Origin of the sequence: Stenotrophomonas sp. DDT-1 (assembly GCF_001580555.1) — a bacterium.
Classification (GTDB): Bacteria; Pseudomonadota; Gammaproteobacteria; order Xanthomonadales; family Xanthomonadaceae; genus Stenotrophomonas; species Stenotrophomonas sepilia.
In genome coordinates this window covers 43,374-60,507 of sequence record NZ_LEKR01000009.1, presented here as the reverse complement: position 1 = coordinate 60,507, position 17,134 = coordinate 43,374, and the positions used below count along the sequence as shown (strand labels likewise).

Genomic DNA, 17,134 nt, shown 5'->3' with positions numbered 1-17,134 from the left:
ATGCTCGGCTGGGTAGCAAAGCAGCCGAGCATAGGCTCGGCTCTACAGGGAAGCCCCCCGCCGGCACGACCGTGGCACAGCACCCATGGCATGATGTCCGCGCGCCTCTGGCGCGATGACATGGAGTCTGCGATGGCCTGGTTGTCGCTGCTGCTGTTCCTGCCCTGGTTCCTGCTGCTGGGCAGCCTGTACTGGCTGTTTCCGCGCCAGCCGCGCAGCGCGCGGCGGCGCCTGTTCGATGGCACCACCCTGTTCGTGGCGTTCGCGCTGAGCATCGTGTCGATGCTGTGGGGCTACCGCATTGGCGTGGTGCAGCCCGGCGCCGGCCCGATCTGGCCGCAGGTGCTGGCGGTGCTGTATGCCTATGGCGCGTTCCTGGCGGTGCTGGTGCTGGCGTTGCTGCTGCGGCCGCGATGGCTGGACCGGTAGAGCCGAGCCTATGCTCGGCTGATGCCTGACAGAATGGCAGCCGAGCGTGGGCTCGGCTCTACAGAAGAGCGCCCTCCGACCAAAGCCGCATCGAACCCGGGCCGCATGCGCGCCTACCATGGGCGTCTGTTTCCGAGACTGCCAGGTGCGTGCCGATGACCGCCGACCCCAGCATCCACACCATCGATACCGGTTTCCAGCGCCCGGACTTCGACGCGGCCTACCTGATCGTTGAAAACGGCCGCGCGGCCTTCGTCGACTGCGGCACCGGCCTGTCGGTGCCGGCGATGCTGCAGGCGCTGGCGGACGCTGGCCTGGGCGTGGACGCGGTGGACTGGCTGCTGCTCACGCACGTGCACCTGGACCACGCCGGTGGTGCAGGCCTGCTGATGCAGCAGTTGCCGAATGCGAAGGCGGTGCTGCATCCGCGCGGTGCGCCGCACATGATCGACCCGACCCGGCTGATTGCGGGTGCGACGGCGGTGTACGGCGCCGAGGAGATCGCGCGCAGCTACGGCCGCATCGAGCCGATTCCCGAACACCGCGTGGTGGTTGCCGAAGACGGCCACCGCATCGATCTCGCTGGCCGCGAGCTGGTGCTGCTGCACACGCCGGGCCACGCACTGCACCATTATTGCGTGTGGGATGCGCGCAGCCGCAGCTGGTTCACCGGCGATACGTTCGGCATCTCCTACCGCGAGCTGGACAGCGCGCAGGGTGCTTTCATCTTCCCGACTTCCTCGCCGGTGCAGTTCGACCCGGAGGCGATGAAGGCCTCGATCCGACGCATGCTGGGCTACGGCCCGCAGGCGATGTACCTGACCCACTATGGGCGCGTGGAGCAGGTGCAGAAACTGGCCAACGACCTGTTCGAACAGATCGATGCGATGGCCACCATCGGCCGCCAGTGCGATGGCCGGCCGGACCGTCACCGCTGCCTGCTGGCCGCACTGCAGGCGCTGTACCTGGAACGTGCACAGCTGCATGGTTGTGCGCTGGACGATGCGGCAGTGACCGCCGTGCTGGCGATGGACATCGAACTCAACGCGCAGGGCCTGGCCTGCTGGCTGGACCGCATCAGCAGGTAGACCCACGCCCTGCGTGGATGACGTGGGCCCAGGCTGCGCCGTGATGTCACGACCACGTTACACTCTGGTGACTTCCAAGCTAGCCGTGGTACTGCCGTGAATCCGATGCGCGTGTTGCTGCTGTCGTCCTGCCTGTTCGTCGGGGGCCTGGCCCATGCGGCCAACGACCTGCCGGGTGGCGGCATCGATCCGCAGGCACTGTCGCGGCATGTGCGCGTGCTGGCGTCGGATGAGTTCGAGGGCCGCGCACCGGCCACCGAGGGCGAAGAGCGCACGGTGCAGTACCTGATCGAGCAGTTCCGCAGCTATGGCCTGCAGCCGGGCGGCGTAGACGGCAGCTGGGTGCAGCCGGTGCCGCTGGTGCGCGCGCAGCTGGAGGGTGAGGCCAAGGCCAGCCTGTCGCTGAAGCAGGGCAAGCGTGCGCTGGCCAATGGCGTGGACGTGACCCTGCAGAGCCTGCAGCCGCGCAAGCGCGTGCAGATCAAGGATGCACCGTTGGTGTTCGTCGGCTACGGCATCGACGCACCGGAACGCCACTGGAACGACTACAAGGACGTGGACCTGCACGGCAAGATCGCCGTGGTGCTGATCAACGACGCCGACTTCGAAGCCGATGCACCGGGCGCGTTCGACGGCAAGGCGGTGACCTACTACGGCCGCTGGACCTACAAGTTCGAGGAAGCCGCACGCCGGGGTGCCGAAGGCGTGCTGATCGTGCACGAGACCGCGCAGGCCGCCTATGGCTGGGCCACGGTGAAGAGCTCGGGCACCTCGCCGCTGTTCGACATCGAACGCAGCCAGGCCGAGGCGATGGCGCAGCACACGCCGCTGCGCGGCTGGATGCAGCGCGAGCTGGCCGAAGCGATCTTCGCCGACGCCGGCCTCGACTTCGATGCGGAGAAGCGCAAGGCGATGCGTGCCGACTTCCGCCCGGTGGCGCTGGACAACGCCAAGCTGAGCGTGGACTTCGCGCTCAAGCGCGAACAGGTGGTGACCCGCAACGTGGTGGCCAAGCTGCCCGGTGGCGAGCATGCCGACGAGGCGGTGATCTTCTCCGCGCACTGGGATGCGTTCGGTATCGGCCAGCCCGACGCCAAGGGCGACCGCATCCGCCGTGGTGCGATCGACAACGCCACCGGCGTGGCCACGGTGCTGGAACTGGGCCGTGTGTTCGCCGCTGGCCCGCAGCCACAGCGCACGCTGTACTTCGTGGCACTGACCGCCGAAGAGAAAGGATTGCTGGGCGCCAGCTACTACGCCGCCCATCCGCTGGCGCCGCTGGACAAGACCGCTGCGGTGCTGAACATCGAGATGTTCAGCCCGGATGGCCCGACCCGCGACATTGCCTCGTGGGGCAAGGGCCGGGTGTCGCTGGAAGGCGATCTGGAGCGCGTGGCCAAGGCCCGTGGCCGCAGCTACAGCCCGGACCCGAACCTGGAAGCCGGCTTCTTCTACCGCGCCGACCACTTCGCCTTTGCCCGCCTGGGCGTGCCGGCGATCACCATCGGCCCGGGCCTGGACAAGCTGGACGGTGGCGTTGAAGCCGGCCGCGCGCTGCGCGAAAAGTACTTCGCCGACTGCTATCACCAGGCCTGCGATGCCTGGACGCCGAGCTGGGACCCGAGCGGCCACGCTGCCGACACCCTGCTGGTCTACGACCTGGGCGCCGAGCTGGCCAACAGCCGCCGCTGGCCGACGTGGGAAAAGGAATCGGAGTTCCGCAGCGCGCGCGACAAGAGCGAAGCGGCCCGCCGTTGAGTAGTGCCGGCCGCTGGCCGGCAACTCCCTGCTCTTTCCGAAGGTTCATGAGGTTGCCGGCCAGCGGCCGGCACGACCAGGTGTTTGTCAGCGTCGGCGCAGCAGCGTCCACGCGCCCCAGCCACTGGCGGCCAGCGCTGCCAGATAGCACGCCACCATCGTGCGCAGTCCAACCGGCGACCCCGCATTGATGCCGCGATGCAGGCGCAGGTGCAGCGAGCTGTGGCCGCTGCCCAGGTCCATCGCCAGCTGCAGCGCCAGCGCGGCGCAGAACACCAGCAGGGCGACCCCGAACCCCGTGCGCGGCCACGTGGCCTGCGCGTTGGGGCGGCGCAGCACCCAGGCCAATGCCGTGGCTGCGGCCAGCGTCACCGCGATCCACATCAGCGCGGTGGCGGGAGACGTAGCGGCCACCGGCATTGCACCAGTGGCCGCGATCAGGGCAACGCGCTTACTTGCGGGTGCCGTCGAGCCAGTTCGGGCCCTTGTTGGTAAGGAAGAACACATAGACCACCAACGATACCGCGATCGTGGCGGTCACGTAGATGGCGAACCAGTCGACGTGGCCGGTCTTCAGCGCGCCCTGGTACAGCAGCGGGGCGGTGCCGCCGAACAGCGAGTTGGCCAGCGCATAGCCCAGGCCCACGCCCAGTGCACGCACGTGGGTGGGGAACAGCTCGGCCTTCACCACCGCGTTGATCGAGGTGTAGCCGGTGAGGATGACGAAGGCCAGCGCCAGGGTCAGGAAGGCCAGGGTGGCGTCATGCTGGTGCGGCAGCTGGGTGATCAGGTACCAGCTGTACAGCACGCCGCCGACGCCGAAGAACACCAGCAGGGTCTTGCGGCCGATGATGTCCGACAGCCAGCCGCCGACCGGTTGCAGCACCATCAGGAAGGCCAGCACGCCCAGGTTGATCAGGGTGCCGGTCATCGGGTCGTTGCCGGCGAAGGCGCTCTGGATCATCTTCGGGCCGTTCACCGAGTAGGTGTAGAAGGCCACGGTGCCGCCAGCGGTGATCAGGAAGCACAGCAGCAGCGGCCGCCACTGGTGCACGAACAACTCGTACATCGAACCGGACTTCTTTGCCTTGCCCTCGCGCGCGGCTTCGATGGACGACTCCGACAGCGATTCGTCCATGCCCCGGCGCAGCCAGAACACCACCACCGCGGCGATGCCACCGATACCGAAGGCGATGCGCCAGCCCCACTCGGAGATCTCCGGCTTGCCCCAGAAGGTCAGCATCAGCAGCAGGGTCAGCTGGGCCAGCACGTGGCCGCCGACCAGGGTGACGTAGTGGAACGAGGACAGGAAGCCGCGACGGCCCGGAATGGCGGCCTCGGACATGTAAGTGGCGCTGGCACCATACTCGCCGCCAGTGGCGAAGCCCTGCAGCAGGCGCGCGAACAACAGGATCACGGCGGCCCAGATGCCGATGCTGGCGGCGGTGGGGGTGATGGCGATGAGGAACGAGCACAGCGCCATCAACGTGACCGAAACGGTCAGCGCCAGGCGGCGGCCGTGGCGGTCGGCGAAGCGGCCGAAGAACCAGGCGCCGATCGGGCGCATCAGGAAGGTCGCCGCGAAGATCGCCCACACGTACAGGGTGGAGTTCTTGTCGTCCGGCGAGAAGAACTGCGATTCGAAGTACACGGCGAACACCGAGTACACGTAGACGTCATACCACTCCACCAGGTTGCCGGCGGAGCCTTTGAGGGTGTTGGAAATCGACCGCCGCAAGGCGGCACGGTCGTTCGCGGGGACAACAGGTTGGTACGTGGTGCTCATCTGGGTGGAAATCCTCGATGCGGCGCGTCCGTGCGCAGGGAAAACGGCGTCCGGTCTTGGGGCGGCGCGGCCGGGCAGCCTTCTTGGTACTGCATCGGCCGTCAACACGGGGTAGCAGACCAGAGCAGGGTGCATGGATGGATGACAGCGTGCCACCGTATGGGGTCCCGGACCATACTCAAAACGTCCTAGAATCCGCCTTCCCCCGGCTCCCTGGTGTGTCATGTCGGCTCCCCCCTCTTCGTCTGCGGCTGCCCCCCGGGGTGGCCTTGTCGCGCTGGCACTGCTGCTGGTCTACGTGGTCTGGGGCTCGACCTATCTGGGCATCGCCAAGGCCCTGCACGGCGGCGCACTGCCGCTGACGATGGTCTCCGGCAGCCGCTTCATCATTGCCGGCGGCCTGATGTTCCTGGCCTTGCGCCTGTTCTGGAAGCTGCCGAACCCGACGCTGCGGCAGTGGCGCAACCTGGTCATCATGGGCGTGACCATGCTGGTGCTGGGCAACGGCATGGTGGTGCTGGCCGAGCGCGAAGTGTCCTCGGGCCTGGCCGCCACGGCGGTGGCCTCGGTGCCGCTGTGGATGGCGCTGTTCTCGGCGCTGCGCGGGCAACATGCCAGCCGTGGTGAGTGGCTGGGCATCGCCATCGGCTTCCTCGGCGTGGTCTGGCTCAACGCCGGCAGCAGCCTGACCGGCTCGCCGACCGGGCTGGTGCTGCTGCTGATCGCGCCGATCGGCTGGGCGTTCGGTTCTGTGTGGGCACGCGGCCTGGACCTGCCGGGTCCGTTCATGACCGCGGCCGGGCAGATGATCTGCGGCGGCGTGCTGCTGGTGCTGATCGGCCTGGCGGTGGGCGAGCGCCCGACCACGCTGCCCGATACCGGTGGCCTGCTGGCGATGGCCTATCTGTGCGTGTTCGGCTCCATCGTCGCGTTCACTGCCTACGTGTGGCTGCTGCAGAACGTGCGCCCGGCGCTCGCGGGCAGCTACGCGTATGTCAATCCGGTGATCGCGGTGCTGCTGGGCGCGCTGCTCAACGGTGAGCGCTTCGGTTGGCGCGACCTGCTGGCCATGGCGGTGATTCTTCTGGGTGTGGTGGTGCTGACAATGGCAAGGACGAGAAGGAAGTGAGCATGGACGAGAAGGAACAACGCCGGGGCCTGCTGGTCACCGCATCCACCTTCGTGATCTGGGGCCTGGTGCCGGTCTATTGGCACCTGCTCAACGAGGTGCCCTCGTTCCAGATCATCGCCCACCGCATCATCTGGAGCACGGTGCTGGTGCTGGGTTGGCTGTTGATCAGTGCGCGCCTGGGCTGGTGGCGGAAGATCGCCGCGCAGCCGCGCGCGCTGCCGATCCTGCTGGTGTCGAGCCTGACCATCGCCTTCAACTGGGGCCTGTACATCTGGGCGGTCAACGCCGGTCATGTCATCGAGACCAGCCTGGGCTACTTCATCAACCCGCTGGTGAACGTGCTGCTGGGCGTGCTGGTGCTGAAGGAACGGCTGCGCCGGCTGCAGTGGGTAGCGGTGGCAATGGCGGCGGTGGGCGTGGCCTGGCTGACCATCGATGCAGGTACGCCACCGTGGATCGCGCTGGGCCTGGCCTGTTCGTTCGGCCTGTATGGCCTGCTGCGCAAGCTGGTCTCGGTCGACCCGGTGGCCGGCCTCGGCGTGGAGAGCATGTACCTGTTCCTGCCGGCGCTGGCGTTTGCGATCTGGGCCGAGAACGGCCACGGCGGTGCGTTCTTCCATGGTTGGGGCTGGCGCAACGACCTGCTGCTGATCTTCGGCGGCGCGGTCACCGCCGTACCGCTGATCGGCTTCGCCTATGGCGTGAAGCGCATTCCGCTGTCGCTGGTCGGCATCCTGCAGTACATCGCGCCAAGCCTGCAGCTGCTGCTGGGTGTCTTCTTCTTCCATGAGGCCTTCGATACCGGCAAGGCGATCGGCTTTGCCGCGATCTGGGCTGGCCTGGTGCTGTTCGTCGGCGACAACATCCGCACGATGCGCGCCAAGCGCTAGCGCCGGCGGGGATCCGACCCCGCTTCCACGCAAAAAAGAACGGCGCCCCGAGGGGCGCCGTTCTGCTTCCATCCACGGCCAGGAGAGAGATGGCCGTGACGGGAACGCGGTTGCAGGCTTAGAAGCGCTGCTGGTACTTCATGTACATGAAGCGGCCGATGTCGAAGCCACCGTAGTAGGTGAAGCTGCTGTTCGGCTGGCTGTACATGATCGGGCCCTGGTGGTTGAACACGTTGTTCACGCCCAGCGACACGGTGCCATCCCACGGCAGGCTGTAGCGCACCTGCAGGTCGTGGAAGGTGTTGGAGCCCACCTTGTTGGTCGGCGAGGCGCTGGTGTACGACGAGTTGAAGCCCGGCATGTTGCACTCGTCCATGTACGAGCACTTCTCCTTCATGCTGGAGTAGTAGCGCGCGGTCCAGCCGATGCCGAGGTCGCCGTACTGCCAATCCAGGTTGAAGGTGGAACGCACGCGGAAGTCGCCGGCCCAACCGGTACGCTGTTCCACCGGGGTGGTGGCGGCGCTGTCGTTGCGCTGCTCCAGGTAATCGGTATAGGTGGTGTTCCAGTTGACGGCGAACTTGCCGAACGCGGTTTCCGGCAGGCGGTAACGCACGTTGATGTCATAGCCGGCGGTTTCGCGGTAGCCCGCGTTGACCAGCGAGCGGTCCAGCGAGTTGACCTGGCCGTTGCTGCCACGAGTGAAGCGGCCACAGGCAGCATCCGAACCCTGCACGTAGCACTGTTCCAGGATGTTGGTGGCCGACTCACCGACGATGGCGTTGTTGATGCGGATCTTCCACCAGTCCAGGCTGACGTCCAGGCCCTGCACGAAGTCCGGGCTGTAGACCAGGCCCACGGTCCAGGTCTTGGCGGTTTCCGGCTTCAGGTCCGGGTTGGAACCCGAGCTGAAATCGGTGGTGGCCTGCTGGCCGGGCTTGGTGGCCACGCTGCCATCGCTGTTGAGCTGGCGGAAGTTGGCCGGCACCTTCAGCGCCTGGCAACGGGCAGCGACGGCCGGGCTGGTGGCGGCGGTGCCGAAGGAGGTATCGCACGGGTCGGTGAACGAGTCGCGGCTGCTGACGGTGCCGCCGTACAGGTCATCCACGGTCGGCGCACGGAAGCCGGTGCCGTAGGTGGCGCGCACCAGCAGGCTGTCGATCGGCTTCCACTTCAGGCCGAACTTGCTGTTGGTGGTGGAACCGAAGTTGTTGTAGTCCGAGTAACGACCGGCCACGTCCAGCGACAGTTCGCGGGCGAACGGCAGGTCGGCCAGCAGCGGCACCTGCAGTTCCAGGTAGACCTCGTTGAGCGAGTAGTTGCCGCGGGTCGGCTGGCCGCTGGTGCCGGCGATCTCGCCCTTCTGCACCTTCATGTCCGGCGTGTAGCTGGCCTCCTCGCTGCGGTGCTCGAAGCCCATCGCGGCCAGGATGTCGCCGGCCGGCAGGGTGAACAGCGAACCGGAGATGTTGCCGCTGGCGACCTTGGTGGTGCTCTGCATCTTGTCGACGAAGCGGGTGAACAGGTAGTCCTGCACGTCCTGGTTGCTCAGCGAGCCCGGGCCGGTGTAACCCATCGGGGCGGCCGGGTTCCACGGCACGCAGCCGGTGATAACCGCGCCCGGCGCACCGCAACGGGCCACGTTGTCGTCCATGAAGGACGGGCCGACGGCCAGGTTGACGTGCGGCTGGTACATGCTGCCGGTACCGATGCGCTCGCCTTCGTTGCGGTTGTACATGTAGTTGATGTTCCAGTCCCAGTACCGCGAACCGGTTTCGAAGCTGCCTTCCAGGCCGATGCTGGCGCGCTTGGTTTCCAGGTTGTTCTCGGTGCCGCGCGGCAGTTCCTCGGTGCGGTGCGCGAACAGCGCATCCTGGCCCCACAGGTTGAACGCGCTGTCCTTGGACAGGGCGGCACGGCTGCCATTGCGGGCCTGCGCGGCGCTGACCGAGTACGGGTAGCCGGCCAGGTGCTTGGTCGACTCGCGCTTGCTGTACAGCGCGTCGGCGACGATGCGCAGGTTGTCAGTGATCGAGAAGCCACCGTTGGCGAACACCGAGGTGCGCTCCAGGCCGGTCAGCAGGCTCATGTTCGACTTGGTGTTGGCACCATCGGCCGGGTCCGGCGCATGGAAGTTGCCGGCCTTGCTCGGGTCGCCGCCCGGACCCACGGTCAGGTTCTTGCCACCGACGGTGACGTAGCCCCACGGCGTGTTGCCGTTGAGGCCATCGTTCGGGTGACGCGGGCCGTTGGTGTAACGGCTGAACTCGCGGTCCTTGCCCAGCACCTCGTCTTCCTTGGTGCGCTCGGCGCCCACGCTGAACCAGCCGCGTTCGAAGGTCTTGCCGAAGGTTGCACTGTAGGCGCGCTTCTGGCCGTCACCCTGGCCGTACTGGCCGACATAGACGCTGGCTTCGCCACCATCGAAATTCTTGCGGGTGATGATGTTGACCACACCGGCGATGGCATCGGAGCCGTACAGCGCGGAGGCGCCGTCGGTCAGCACTTCCACGCGCTCGACGATGGACGACGGGATCGAGGCCAGGTCGGAGTAGCCGCCGGCGCTGACGCCCATGCGGCGGCCGTCGATCAGCACCAGGCTGCGTTCCGGGCCGAGGTTGCGCAGGCTGACGTACATGCCGCCGAAATCGCGCGAAGAAGTCAGCGACGAGGCGCGGCTCATGCTCGGTGCACCGGCGGCAGGAATGTTCTGCAGGATGTCGGCGACGTTGACGTAACCCTTCTTCTCGATCTCGGCGCGGTTGAGCGCGACCACCGGCTGTGCGGTTTCGACACTGGCCTGGCGGATGCGCGAGCCGGTGATTTCGATGCGGTCGAGGTTGGTCGGGGTATCGCCGGCGCTCTGTGCGAAGGCGGGGGCGGTGCAGCTGGCGGCCAGCGCGATGACGATCGCGTTGCGCAGCGGATTGGTTTTCAGGGACATCCGTGAAATCTCGTGTTTCAGTAAAAACATGCGCCCGTTCTATGGGCGCGTGGGGTGCTGCAAACCAACGTGGGGGGCGCGATTCTAGAATGTTTCCATTCGTAACGGTTTGTCTCGACGCCGCTGGAAGTGCGCGAAGATGAATCGCAACCAACAATCCACAGATGCACTGTGCGCAGCGTCACGCGCGCTGCGTTTGCGATGAGCAGAGGCATCGATAGCGGCGGGTTTCCTGCAATCTGTAGCAGTGCATGTGCGCAGGCATCCATCCACGCATGGCGTGGATCTACTGCATCGAGATCGGGGTCAGATCCCTTCGCGTAGCGAAGGGATCTGACCCCGCCAACGAAAAAGGGACGGAGCCTTCGCTCCGTCCCCTGCGTGATGCGCAGTCCACCGCTGCATGATGCTCAGGTTTCGCGCAGCGCCGTGGTGATCGGCAAACGCGCCGCGCGCAGCGCCGGGAAAAGGCCGCCGACCAGGCCGATGCCCAGTGCCCATTTCAGGCCGGTCCACAGCAGTTCCGGTGATACGTGGAACTTGAACACCACCGCGCTGAAGTTGCTGCCGATGGTGGACACGCTGTAGCCATTGAACAGCAGCCATGCAACCGCACAGCCGAGCAGGCCACCGAGCAGCGCCAACAGCATAGTTTCCAGCATCACCGCCGTCACCACCGGCAGGCCGCGGAAGCCGATCGCACGCATGGTGGCGATTTCGCGGGCGCGCGTGGCCACGGCCGCATACATGGTGTTGAGCGCGCCGAACACCGCACCGACCGCCATGATCGTGCCGATCACCTTGCCCAGGATGTCGATCAGCTTGGTCAGCCCGCCGCCCTGCTTGCTGTAGTAGACGCGGGTGGTTTCCACGTCCAGCTTCAGGCGTGGGTCGGCAGCGACGGCCGCCTTGAACTGATCGAAGCCGGCCTTGCCATCGGTACGCACGCTGATCGACTGCCAGGCACTGCGCTGGTAGGTGGTGGCCAGCGTATCGGCGTCGGTCCACAGTTCCGAATCATGCGCATCGCCAGTGGCGAACACACCGACCACGGTCCAGGTCTGGTTGCCCAGCGTCAGCGTCCTGCCGACCTCCATGTCGCGGAACTGGCCCTTGGCGCCCTGGCCGACCACGATCTCGCGCAGCCCGGTGGCGAACTTGCGGCCCTCAACGATCTTGACCTTGTCATGCACCGCCCACGCCTGCGGGCCGACGCCGCGGAACTGGGCGTTGACGTCGGTGCCATCGGACTTGGACACTAGGTTGACCACCTGCGACAGCTCCGGTGACAACAACGGCCGGCCCTGCGCATCGCGGCTGATGCCGGGCAGGGTGGACAGCATGGGTACCTGCTCGCGGGTGATCACCGAGTTGGTCTCGGCCTGCGAGCCACCGCGCAGCACGATGGCAGTGGTGTCATCGCCGGTGTTGTTGAGCGTGGCCTGGAAGCCTTCGCCCATCGCCAGCATCGCCACCAGCACGCCGACCACGCCGGCAATGCCGACCACGATCACCGAGGACGCGCCCCAGCGTTGCGGCAGGCTGGCCACGCCGATGCGGGTGGCGGCCAACGCCAGCCGTCCACCGCGGGTCAGCAGCAGCCACAGCGTTACCAGCACGGCCACGGCCAGCACGCCAAACCACGGCAGCCCGATCCACAACACCAGGCCGATCGCAAGCAGCAGCACGGTTACGCCGTTGCCCAGCCATTTCTTGAGCTTGTTCATCTGCAATCCTCCTCAGCGGCCGGCCAGTGCATCGACGATCTTCAGGCGCTTGGCACGCAGCGCGGGCAGCAGCCCGACGATGATGCCGATCACTACGATCAGGCCCAACCCCATCAGCCAGGTCGGCGTTGGTACGTGTGGCGGCAGCATGCCCATGCTCTTCGGGCCGATCGCCGGCAGGATCAGGGCGGCCAGGCCCATGCCGATCAGGCCACCGAGGCCGATCAGCAGCACCGATTCCACCATCACCAGGGTCAGCACGGTGCTGTCCTTGAAGCCCAGCGTTTTCAGCGTGGCCAGCTCCGGCACGCGCTCACGCACGGCCTGCGCCATGGTGTTGCCGGTCAACAGCAGCAGGGTGAAGAACACCGCGCCCATGATCGAGGTGACGATCATGCCGATATCCGCGAACTGCTTGACGAAGGCCTGCTGGAACGCCGATTCGGTCTGGGTCTTGGTCTCGTGGTCGGAGTTGGCCGAGATCGCATCGATCGCCTGTGCCACCCGCGAAGAGTGGTCCGGGTTGTCCAGCGTCACCGTGTACCAGCTCACCTGGTTCTTGATGTAGTCGTTGGATTCGTCGAAGTACTTCCAGTTCATCATCAGCTGGCGTTCTTCATTGGCGGCCAGCGCGCGGTCCTTGGAGCGGTAGACGCCCTTGAGCACCAGTGGCCAGTCATTGCTGCCGCCACGCGGGAAGATCGTCGCCTGCAGCGGGATGGTATCGCCGATCTTCCAGCCGAACTGCTTGGCCAGGGTTTCGCCGACGATGGCGCCGGTGCGGGTCTGCTTCCAGTCCTCCAGCTGTGCCGGATCGATCTGCAGCTCGCGGTAGACATCGAAGTAGTTGGGTGACACCGAGAAGTTCGGGAAGAAGTTCTTCGGGTCCTGGTAGATGCCACCAAACCACATGCCATAAGCCACGTCACGGACACCGGCTACCTGGCGCACCTGTGCTTCCAGCCGGATCGGCAGCGACTGGGTGATCGACAGCCGCGAGGCCACGATCAGCCGGTTGGCACCTTCCACGCTGCCACCCGACGAGAACGCCACCCGCACCGAATCGAGCATGCCGAACAGCAGGAACGCGGCCACCACCGACAGCAGGGTCAGCAGGGTGCGGGTACGGCTGCGGAACAGCTGTGCCCACACCAACGAGAAGTATTTCATCGCCGTGGCCTCCGTCAGTGGGCCAGCGGCGCGTCGGCCAGCTCGCCCTTGTCCAGGTGCACCGTGTGCGTGGCGTACTCGGCGGCCTTCGGGTCATGGGTGACCATGATGATGGTCTTGCCGTGCTCGCGGTTGAGCTGCTGCAGCAGGCCGAGGATCTCCTCGGCCGATTGGCGGTCGAGGTCGCCGGTCGGTTCGTCGCAGATCAGGAAGGTCGGGTCGGAGACGATCGCGCGGGCGATCGCCACGCGCTGCTGCTGGCCGCCGGACAGTTCATTCGGGCGGTGGCTGCGGCGGTCGGCCAGGCCGACCAGGGTGAGCGCGATCTCGGCATTGCGGCGGCGCTGCGCCGCGCTGAGGTGGGTCAGCAGCAGCGGCAGTTCCACGTTCTTCTGCGCGGTCAGCATCGGCATCAGGTTGTAGAACTGGAACACGAAGCCGACATGGTGACTGCGCCAGGTCGACAGCTGGCCGCCACTCATCTGGTCGATGCGCTCGCCCTCGATGCTGATCTCGCCGCCAGTGGGGCTGTCCAGGCCGCCGATCAGGTTGAGCAGGGTGGTCTTGCCCGAACCGGACGGGCCCATCAGCGCAACGAAGTCGCCGCTGGCGATGTCCAGGTCGATGCCGTGCAGCACCTGCACTTGCTCGGGGCCACGCTGGTAGGTCTTGGTGATGTTGCGCAGTGAAACCAGGGTCGACATGGGTGGTTCTCCACGGGAAGCGGGAAACGGGGAAGCGAACCTGCGGTGGCCGCAGGCGTGCGTCGAGCGATGCTGCCGGCCGCGCCCACGGGCGCCAGGCCGTTACTGCGCTTGTTTCTGTTGCACCTTGGCGCCATCGCGCAGGGTGTCGGGTGGGTTCACCACCACCGGCTCACCTGCGCTCACGCCCTTGAGGATCTGGCGGTCCTTGCCCATCGCCTGGCCGGCCTCGACCGTGCGCTGCTGCACGCGGTTCCCGTCCCCCAGCACGAAGGCCACCGAGGCACCGTCGCGCTGCACCACGGCGCCGCCCGGCACGCGCACGCCCTGCGGCTTGGCCGCGGCCTGCGGCTGCGCCTGTTCCAGGAAGCTGACCCGCACGCCCATCTCCGGCACGATGCGCGGGTCCTTCACCTTCAGCGCCACGCGCACCTTCACCGTGGCCTTGCCGCGGTCGGCGGTGGGGATGATGGCGATCACCTCGCCGGGAATCTTCCATTCCGGGTAGGCGTTGAGCGTGGCTTCCACCGGCATCTTCGGCTGCACGCGGCCGATGAAGGCCTCGCCGACCTCCACTTCGATCTCCAGCGAGTCCATGTCCACGATGGTGCCGATGCCGGTACGGGTGAAGCCACCACCCGCCGACAGCGGCGAAACGATCTCACCGGGCTGCGCCGCCTTGGCGGTGACCACGCCGGAGAACGGCGCGCGCACGATGTTGTTGTCCACGCCCAGATCGGCGATGGCCAGCTGGTCGTTGGCAACCTTGACGTTGCGCTGCGCGGTATCCAGCTGCGCACGCAGGCTGTCGCGCTGGGCCACGGCCTGGTCGTACTGCGAGCGCGAGACCAGCTGCTGGCCAACCAGCGCCTGCAGGCGGCTGGCTTCGGCGGCGGCCTGCCTCTGCTGCGCCTCCAGCCCGGCGACCTGGCTGCGTGCGGCCTGCAGCTGCGAGGCGTACAGGCTGCGCTGCGCGTCGGCATCGATCGGGTCGAGCGTGGCCATCACCTGGCCAGCCTCGACCCGCATGCCTTCTTCGATCATCACCTCGCGCACCTTGCCGGTGATCTTGGCCGATACCGTGGCCATGCGCCGGGCGACCACGTAGCCACTGGCGTCGAGCACCGAGCTGCTGGCGCTGCCCTGCTGGATGGCCACGGCGGGAGCGGTTTCCACCTCTACGGCCGGTGCGCGACCGAACAGGTAGGCCACGGCCGCGGCGACCAGCAGCACGACCACGATGATCGCGATCCACAACCCGCGGCGACCACCGCCATTGCCTCGGGAGGCCGGCGGCGGCGACTTGCGGTCGATACGGAGTTCCTTCAACAGCTCGGCAGAAGCGTTCATTCGTTCCATCACATGCGTTCGGGCGGGTGTGGCCGGAAGCGCGGACGACGGCGGTTCCGGCGGTGGAGCGTGCGGCACAGCATGAAGGCAGGTACAGCGATGACGGCAGTGACAGCTGTCATCCGATGACACTGACGGCGGCAACTGCGAAATGTGACCACGGCGGCACAGGATGGCAACGTTCCCGCTACCGGTACCGCTCGTGGATCCGATCGCCCCATTGCCGGCCCGCCGCAGCGGCACCACCAAGCGTACCGTGATCTGCGCTCGGTTGCGCCGGTGCCAACTGGCCGGCGGCGGCGCCTGCGCGCAGCCGGCCGAACTGGCATGATCGGCGGCGATCATCCCCGCCTGGAACCGCCTGTGCCGTCCACCTGGCTTGCCTCCCTGCTGCGCCCCGCGCCGGACTCGGCGGTGGCCGAGACGCTGCGCCGGGGAAAATCACCCTGGAGCGAGGCGATCCACCTGCTGTGGTCGGTGTGGATCTTCCTGACGCCCTTGCTCGGCCATGGCTTTACCATGCGCTGGCTGCTGCTGACGCTGGCCAGCTATCCGGTGTTCCTGCTGCTGTACGCCAAGGTGATGGTGGCGCCGCGCCATCACGCCCCGCGCTATGCCCTGGGCCTGATCGCGATGTCGCTGGTGCTGCTGCCCTGGTACCCGTCCGGGCTGACCTACTTCGTGTTCGGCTGCGTGCTGCTGCGGGTGAGCGGTCGCGGCGGCTGGTGGCAGTATCTGCTGCAGCTCACTGGTCTGAACCTCCTGTTCTGCAGCCTCGCACTGCTGTTCCAGTACCCGTGGCAGAGCCTGGTCTGGATCCCCGCCGTGTCCTATATCGTCGGCCTGGTCGTGAACGTGGAGGCACTCAACCAGCAGAAGGATGCGGCACTGCAGCTTTCGCAGGACGAGGTGCGGCGGCTCGCAGCCACCGCCGAGCGCGAACGCATCGGCCGCGACCTGCACGACCTGCTCGGCCACACCCTGTCGCTGATCACGTTGAAGCTGGAACTGGCGCGCAAGCTGCACGACCGCGGTGATGCACGCGCGCGGCAGGAGATCGGCGAGGCCGAGGCCATCGCCCGCGAGGCGCTGGCGCAGGTCCGAAGTGCGGTCACCGGTATCCGCGCCAGCGACCTGGCCGGCGAGCTGGCATCGGCGCGGCTGCTGCTGGAGTGCCAGCAGGTACACCTTCAGTACGCACCACCACCGGCGATGCCGGTGGATGTCGAACGCGGGCTGGCGCTGGTGCTGCGCGAGGCCGCGACCAATATCGTGCGCCATGCACAGGCGACGCAGGCACGGGTGGAGTTCATGCTGGAGGGACGCATGCTGGCGATGCAGATCCGCGACGATGGTCGTGGCGGCGTGCAGGCGGAGGGCAATGGGTTGTGCGGCATGCGCGAACGCGTGGCCGCCCTGGGTGGAAGCCTGCAGGTGCAGTCCGCAAAGGGCGAGGGCACGGTGCTGACCGTGCGCGTGCCACTGGCCGCTGCGACCACACCGCTGCCGCCAGGCGTGCCGCCGTCGCTGGTGCAGGACGGTGCCGCATGATCCGCATCCTGCTGGCCGAAGACCAGGCGATGGTACGCGGCGCACTGTCGGCGCTGTTGGGCCTGGAAGCGGATATCGAAGTGCTGGGCAGCGCCGCGGACGGCGAAACCGCGTGGCGCATGCTGCAGCAGCTGCAGCCGGACATCCTGGTGACCGACATCGAGATGCCGGGCCTGTCCGGGTTGGAGCTTGCACAGCGCATCGCGCGTCACGAGCTGCCGATCAAGGTGGTGATCGTGACCACCTTCGCCCGCGCAGGTTTCCTGCGCCGCGCGCTGGAAGCCGGCGTGCTGGGCTACCTGCTGAAGGACGCACCGGCCGAGAACCTGGCCGAGGCACTGCGCAAGGTGAAGCAGGGCATCCGCGCGATCGACCCGCAGCTGGCACTGGATGCGTGGTCGCAGGCCGATCCGCTGACCGACCGCGAGCGTCGCGTGCTGCGGCTGGCGGGCGAGGGCCGCACCGCCAGCGAGATCGCCGAGCAGTTGGGGCTGTCGCACGGCACGGTGCGCAACTATCTGTCCGAGTGCATCGGCAAGCTGGGCGTGGCCAATCGCATTGAGGCGTACCGGCTGGCGCGGCAGAAGGGGTGGTTGTAGCGGCGC

14 protein-coding genes are annotated in these 17,134 nt (G+C 67.0%); 7 read left to right on the top strand and 7 right to left on the bottom strand.

The window, feature by feature from the left end:
* Positions 1-132: 132 nt before the first annotated feature.
* The 3 genes from AB839_RS06735 (at position 133) to AB839_RS06725 (ending at position 3,275) form a co-directional block, all read left to right on the top strand.
* Positions 133-429: a hypothetical protein gene (locus AB839_RS06735; protein WP_061478773.1), complete on the top strand. Its 297-nt coding sequence runs from the start codon at positions 133-135 to the stop codon at positions 427-429.
* A gap of 155 nt (positions 430-584) precedes the next feature.
* Positions 585-1,517: an MBL fold metallo-hydrolase gene (locus AB839_RS06730; RefSeq protein ID WP_061478772.1), complete on the top strand. Its 933-nt coding sequence runs from the start codon at positions 585-587 to the stop codon at positions 1,515-1,517.
* A 105-nt stretch (positions 1,518-1,622) separates the two neighbouring features.
* Complete coding sequence (locus tag AB839_RS06725) at positions 1,623-3,275, top strand: M28 family metallopeptidase (protein ID WP_061478771.1); 1,653 nt, start codon at positions 1,623-1,625, stop codon at positions 3,273-3,275.
* An 87-nt stretch (positions 3,276-3,362) separates the two neighbouring features.
* On the opposite strand, the gene AB839_RS06720 is transcribed toward AB839_RS06725, so the two are convergent.
* The gene (locus AB839_RS06720) at positions 3,363-3,695 is read right to left on the bottom strand and encodes a hypothetical protein (protein WP_229298503.1); all 333 of its coding nucleotides are present in this window, start codon (positions 3,693-3,695) and stop codon (positions 3,363-3,365) included.
* A gap of 31 nt (positions 3,696-3,726) precedes the next feature.
* Positions 3,727-5,061, bottom strand: coding sequence for an MFS transporter (locus AB839_RS06715; RefSeq protein WP_061478770.1), 1,335 nt, complete (start codon positions 5,059-5,061; stop codon positions 3,727-3,729).
* A gap of 223 nt (positions 5,062-5,284) precedes the next feature.
* Here AB839_RS06715 and yedA point away from each other — a divergent pair, with 223 nt between their 5' ends.
* Both yedA and rarD read left to right on the top strand, forming a co-directional pair.
* Positions 5,285-6,190 (top strand): drug/metabolite exporter YedA, encoded by a 906-nt coding sequence (gene yedA, locus AB839_RS06710; protein WP_061478769.1) that lies wholly within the window; start codon positions 5,285-5,287, stop codon positions 6,188-6,190.
* A complete protein-coding gene (gene rarD / locus AB839_RS06705; RefSeq protein ID WP_061478768.1) occupies positions 6,187-7,083 on the top strand; it encodes an EamA family transporter RarD in 897 nt (298 codons plus the stop codon). Before yedA ends, rarD begins: the two co-directional genes overlap by 4 nt.
* A gap of 118 nt (positions 7,084-7,201) precedes the next feature.
* Here rarD and AB839_RS06700 read toward each other — a convergent pair whose 3' ends face one another.
* The 5 genes from AB839_RS06700 to AB839_RS06680 form a co-directional block, all read right to left on the bottom strand.
* Positions 7,202-10,027: a TonB-dependent receptor gene (locus tag AB839_RS06700; RefSeq protein WP_061478767.1), complete on the bottom strand. Its 2,826-nt coding sequence runs from the start codon at positions 10,025-10,027 to the stop codon at positions 7,202-7,204.
* Positions 10,028-10,437: 410 nt separating this feature from the next.
* Positions 10,438-11,754, bottom strand: coding sequence for an ABC transporter permease (locus AB839_RS06695; protein ID WP_061478766.1), 1,317 nt, complete (start codon positions 11,752-11,754; stop codon positions 10,438-10,440).
* 12 nt (positions 11,755-11,766) lie between these two features.
* Positions 11,767-12,924: an ABC transporter permease gene (locus tag AB839_RS06690; RefSeq protein WP_061478765.1), complete on the bottom strand. Its 1,158-nt coding sequence runs from the start codon at positions 12,922-12,924 to the stop codon at positions 11,767-11,769.
* A gap of 14 nt (positions 12,925-12,938) precedes the next feature.
* Complete coding sequence (locus AB839_RS06685; protein ID WP_005420572.1) at positions 12,939-13,628, bottom strand: ABC transporter ATP-binding protein; 690 nt, start codon at positions 13,626-13,628, stop codon at positions 12,939-12,941.
* 102 nt (positions 13,629-13,730) lie between these two features.
* The gene (locus AB839_RS06680) at positions 13,731-14,978 is read right to left on the bottom strand and encodes an efflux RND transporter periplasmic adaptor subunit (RefSeq protein ID WP_061478764.1); all 1,248 of its coding nucleotides are present in this window, start codon (positions 14,976-14,978) and stop codon (positions 13,731-13,733) included.
* 327 nt (positions 14,979-15,305) lie between these two features.
* Between AB839_RS06680 and AB839_RS06675 the strand changes: the two genes are divergently transcribed.
* Positions 15,306-16,529, top strand: coding sequence for a sensor histidine kinase (locus AB839_RS06675; protein ID WP_061478763.1), 1,224 nt, complete (start codon positions 15,306-15,308; stop codon positions 16,527-16,529).
* The gene (locus tag AB839_RS06670) at positions 16,526-17,128 is read left to right on the top strand and encodes a response regulator transcription factor (protein ID WP_005420563.1); all 603 of its coding nucleotides are present in this window, start codon (positions 16,526-16,528) and stop codon (positions 17,126-17,128) included. Before AB839_RS06675 ends, AB839_RS06670 begins: the two co-directional genes overlap by 4 nt.
* Positions 17,129-17,134 lie beyond the last annotated feature (6 nt).

What these genes read in the sequence shown, in the direction of transcription:
- AB839_RS06735 (WP_061478773.1), top strand. Translation starts at nt 133, where the DNA reads ATGGCCTGGTTGTCGCTGCTGCTGTTCCTGCCCTGGTTCCTGCTGCTG.
- AB839_RS06730 (WP_061478772.1), top strand. Translation starts at nt 585, where the DNA reads ATGACCGCCGACCCCAGCATCCACACCATCGATACCGGTTTCCAGCGC.
- AB839_RS06725 (WP_061478771.1), top strand. Translation starts at nt 1,623, where the DNA reads ATGCGCGTGTTGCTGCTGTCGTCCTGCCTGTTCGTCGGGGGCCTGGCC.
- AB839_RS06720 (WP_229298503.1), bottom strand. Translation starts at nt 3,695, where the DNA reads ATGCCGGTGGCCGCTACGTCTCCCGCCACCGCGCTGATGTGGATCGCG.
- AB839_RS06715 (WP_061478770.1), bottom strand. Translation starts at nt 5,061, where the DNA reads ATGAGCACCACGTACCAACCTGTTGTCCCCGCGAACGACCGTGCCGCC.
- yedA (WP_061478769.1), top strand. Translation starts at nt 5,285, where the DNA reads ATGTCGGCTCCCCCCTCTTCGTCTGCGGCTGCCCCCCGGGGTGGCCTT.
- AB839_RS06700 (WP_061478767.1), bottom strand. Translation starts at nt 10,027, where the DNA reads ATGTCCCTGAAAACCAATCCGCTGCGCAACGCGATCGTCATCGCGCTG.
- AB839_RS06695 (WP_061478766.1), bottom strand. Translation starts at nt 11,754, where the DNA reads ATGAACAAGCTCAAGAAATGGCTGGGCAACGGCGTAACCGTGCTGCTG.
- AB839_RS06690 (WP_061478765.1), bottom strand. Translation starts at nt 12,924, where the DNA reads ATGAAATACTTCTCGTTGGTGTGGGCACAGCTGTTCCGCAGCCGTACC.
- AB839_RS06685 (WP_005420572.1), bottom strand. Translation starts at nt 13,628, where the DNA reads ATGTCGACCCTGGTTTCACTGCGCAACATCACCAAGACCTACCAGCGT.
- AB839_RS06680 (WP_061478764.1), bottom strand. Translation starts at nt 14,978, where the DNA reads ATGAACGCTTCTGCCGAGCTGTTGAAGGAACTCCGTATCGACCGCAAG.
- AB839_RS06675 (WP_061478763.1), top strand. Translation starts at nt 15,306, where the DNA reads ATGATCGGCGGCGATCATCCCCGCCTGGAACCGCCTGTGCCGTCCACC.
- AB839_RS06670 (WP_005420563.1), top strand. Translation starts at nt 16,526, where the DNA reads ATGATCCGCATCCTGCTGGCCGAAGACCAGGCGATGGTACGCGGCGCA.